This window comes from Pseudomonas sp. 05N434 (genome assembly GCF_056396965.1).
This window is the reverse complement of record NZ_JBFTMK010000511.1, coordinates 1-3667: the sequence shown is the minus strand read 5'-3', so window position 1 is coordinate 3667 and position 3667 is coordinate 1. Positions and strand designations below refer to the sequence as shown.

4 protein-coding genes are annotated in these 3667 nt (G+C 61.6%); all 4 read right to left on the bottom strand.

The window, feature by feature from the left end; genetic code table 11:
- On the bottom strand, window positions 1-724 hold a 724-nt coding region (locus AC1DLB_RS24700; RefSeq protein ID WP_477785813.1), incomplete at its 3' end, for an MFS transporter.
- A gap of 139 nt (window positions 725-863) precedes the next feature.
- Window positions 864-2012 (bottom strand): galactonate dehydratase, encoded by a 1149-nt coding sequence (gene dgoD / locus AC1DLB_RS24695; protein WP_477785812.1) that lies wholly within the window; start codon window positions 2010-2012, stop codon window positions 864-866.
- A 47-nt stretch (window positions 2013-2059) separates the two neighbouring features.
- Window positions 2060-2680 carry a 2-dehydro-3-deoxy-6-phosphogalactonate aldolase gene (locus AC1DLB_RS24690; RefSeq protein ID WP_018926189.1) on the bottom strand — a complete coding sequence of 207 codons (621 nt, stop codon included), beginning with the start codon at window positions 2678-2680 and terminating at the stop codon, window positions 2060-2062.
- 19 nt (window positions 2681-2699) lie between these two features.
- Window positions 2700-3667: 2-dehydro-3-deoxygalactonokinase (locus AC1DLB_RS24685; protein WP_477785811.1), on the bottom strand; the 968-nt coding region annotated here is incomplete at its 5' end.

Sequence of the window (3667 nt, the reverse complement as noted above, 5' to 3'; positions counted from 1 at the left end):
GGACAATTCCGAGGTCGATCCAGCTGAATTTCGCCTTGGCCCTGGCGGCTTCGGCCTGAATATCCACCAACCCGCCACCCTCGCGGATCAGCTCGATTTCCGCGTCATTGGCGCCCTTGAAATCCCGTGGTTCGCGATACACCGCGTACCAGATCACTGCCCAAAGGATGCCCACCACACCGGTGCTGACAAACACCATGTGCCAGCCATATTGGTGTTGCAGCCAGGCAAGCACCGGCGTCAGGAACGCCAGGCCGACGAACTGCCCGGAGGTGTAGAAACCGATGGCTGTGGCGCGTTCGCGCTCGGGGAACCAGGTTGTCACTACGCGGCTGTTGATCGGGTACGCCGGCGCTTCCAGCGCTCCGACCGCCATGCGCAGCACGAACAATGCGATAAAACTGGCGGCGAAACCGAGCATCACCGTGGCCAGCGACCACAGCAGCAATGCAACGCTATAGAGAATGCGCGGCGGCACCCGGTCCACCAGCCAGCCGCCGGGGATCTGCATGGCGGCGTAGGTCCAGCCGAATGCGGAAAAAATCAGCCCCACATGAATCGGATCGATGCCCAGGTCGCTGGTCAGCGCCGGGGCGGCAATGGACAGGTTGCTGCGGTCCAGGTAGTTGATCACCACCGTGATGAACAACAGGACCATGATGAAAAAACGCTTGCGACTGGGCGTCACCAACGACGCCTGCCCGGTGAGGGTTTGCGGTTGCATGGGGGTGCCTCTTCTTATGTTTATTGAGATCATGGTGGTTGATCGTTCCTACGCTCTGCGTGGGAACGCAGCCATGCGACCCAAGAGCGTCCGGTGAGGCATTCCCACGCAGAGCGTGGGAACGATCACCGCGTGAGTATCACCACTCGGCAAAACTGCCATCGGCATGGCGCCAGATCGGGTTGCGCCAGCGGTGGCCGACAGCGGCGCGTTCGATCACATACTCCTCGTTGATCTCGATCCCCAAACCCGGCCCATTGGGGATCTTCACAAAGCCTTTGTCGTAGTCGAATACCCGCGGGTCTTTCACGTAATCGAGCAGGTCATTGCTCTCGTTGTAATGGATGCCCAGGCTCTGTTCCTGAATGAACGCGTTGTAGCAAACCGCATCCAGTTGCAGGCACGCCGCCAGGGCAATCGGGCCCAGCGGGCAATGCAGCGCCAGCGCCACGTCGTAGGCTTCGGCCATGTTAGCGATCTTGCGGGTTTCGGTGATGCCGCCCGCGTGGGACGCATCAGGCTGGATGATGTCGACGTAGCCTTCGCTGAGCACACGCTTGAAATCCCAACGCGAGAACAACCGCTCACCGAGGGCAATCGGTGTGCTGGTCAGCGGCGCCAGCTCCTTCAGCGCTTCGTAGTTTTCACTGAGCACCGGTTCTTCGATGAACATCAGTTTGTACGGGTCGAGTTCCTTCATCAGCACCTTGGCCATCGGCTTGTGCACCCGACCATGGAAGTCCACGCCGATGCCGACATTCGGGCCCACCGCATCGCGCACGGCGGCAACGTTGGCCAACGCCAGGTCGACTTTCTCAAAGGAATCGAGGAATTGCAGTTCTTCGGTGCCGTTCATTTTCACTGCGGTGAAACCACGGCTGAYCGCTTCTTTCGCGGCGCGAGCAGTGTCCGCCGGGCGATCACCACCGATCCAGGAATAAACCCGGATCTTGTCCCGCACCTGGCCGCCCAGCAAATCGCTGACCGACACCCCCAGCGCCTTGCCCTTGATGTCCCACAACGCCTGGTCGATACCGGCCAGCGCGCTCATGTGGATCGCCCCGCCCCGGTAGAAGCCGCCACGGTAGAGCACCGTCCAGATGTCTTCGATGTTGCGTGGATCTTTACCGATCAGGTAGTCGGACAATTCCTCGACCGCAGCAGCAACGGTGTGCGCGCGGCCTTCAACCACGGGCTCGCCCCAACCGGTCACGCCCTCGTCGGTCTCGACCTTGAGGAAGCACCAGCGCGGCGGAACGATGAAGGTGGTGAGTTTGGTGATTTTCATCTCTATTGTCTCTCTTGTAGATGCAGCGCTCACAGCGCCAGAAAGTCTTAACGCAGAGCGTTCCATGCAGCGACATATGCCTTGGCGCGCACCGCTACTTCGTCAGCCGTCATGCCCGGTTTGAACAACCCGGAGCCGAGACCGAAACCTTTGACACCGGCCTCGACAAACACCTGCATGTTGTCTGGCGTAATCCCGCCCACTGGCACCAGCACCGTCCCCGCAGGCAACACCGCCAGCCAGGCTTTCACTACAGCTGGGCCCATCTGCTCGGCCGGGAACATCTTCAGCACATCCGCCCCTTCGGCCAGCGCGGCAAAGGCTTCGGTCGGCGTTGCCACGCCCGGCGACAGGAACAGCCCTGCTGCCTTCGCCGCGCGCAACACCTTGGCATCGCTGTGGGGCATGACGATCACCTGGCCGCCCGCCGCTTTCACCTGCTCGACCTGTTCCGGCGTCAACACCGTGCCCGCGCCGATCAGGCAATCGGCGGGTAATGTGCTGCGCAGGATGCGGATACTTTCGTACGGTTCAGGGGAATTAAGCGGCACTTCGATGACGCGAAATCCGGCCGAATACAGGACTTCGCCGACGGCTGCCGCCTCTTGCGGACGCAGGCCACGCAAGATCGCGATCAGACCGTTTTGTGCCAATGCTTGCTTGAGCATGTCAGACCTCCAGTCAGGTTTAACGGGATGAGGATGTCGTGATCAGTCCGGCGGCGACCGCCAACTGCCACAAGCCGCGTTCGGTAGCCTGCTCGGCCAGGGTCACCCGGGTAAAACCGCAGGCGTCGAGCGCCCGGCTGTAGCGAGCGCAGAGTTGAGCGTTGCCGATGAGGATGATCGAGGGCAGGTGCACGCTATTGCGTCGACGCCGCTGAACATTGGCCAGGGCCGACAGTTCATGGCCGATCAACAGGCCGGACAGATAGTCCGGCTGAGCGGTAGCGCTCAGCTCGCCGGTCAGCCCCAGGCTGCGGGCACTGAACAACGTCGACAGCGGCCCGATCTCGCCATCCGCCGACAGCGCCACTTGCACGCCACGGTCAAAAGCATCGCCATCAAAAGCCCCACCGCGCTGCTGAGTGCGCCCCAGAATGCTGTGTTCGCTGAGTACGGCGAAGACTTCGCCGGTCATGAAGGTATCGAAATGCACGATGCAGCCGTCGGCCACTTGCACCCATTTCGAATGACTGCCCGGCAGGCCTATCAGCAGATCCCTACCCGCCTCGCCCGGCAGATTCTGCAATACGCCGAGGACCTGGGTTTCCTCGCCACGCATAACGTTGGGCAAGTGCGAACGCTGAATCACACCCGGCACGATGTGCACATCGACACCGCGAAGACTGCGAACGGTTTGTAGGGAAGTTCCGAGATTGGCGACGTTCGCCGGCGTGTCGCAGTAGGCCGCTTCGCGCCAGCCCTGAGCGCTGCCGACCATGCCACAGGCAATCACCGGCACATCGGGCTGCGCGTCGAGCCAGTCACCGCAAGCCTCATCAAAGGCCAGTTCAAAACCGTCGGCGCATGCCTGACCGGCGATGGTTCGCGGCGTCTTGGGCAACTGCATGATCCCGGACGACAGCGCACGCTGTTCCAGCACCTGGCCACCGAAGCCGAGTTTGTAAGCACGTAATGAGGTTGTCCCCCAAT

What these genes read in the sequence shown, in the direction of transcription:
- AC1DLB_RS24690 (WP_018926189.1), bottom strand. Translation starts at nt 2,680, where the DNA reads ATGCTCAAGCAAGCATTGGCACAAAACGGTCTGATCGCGATCTTGCGT.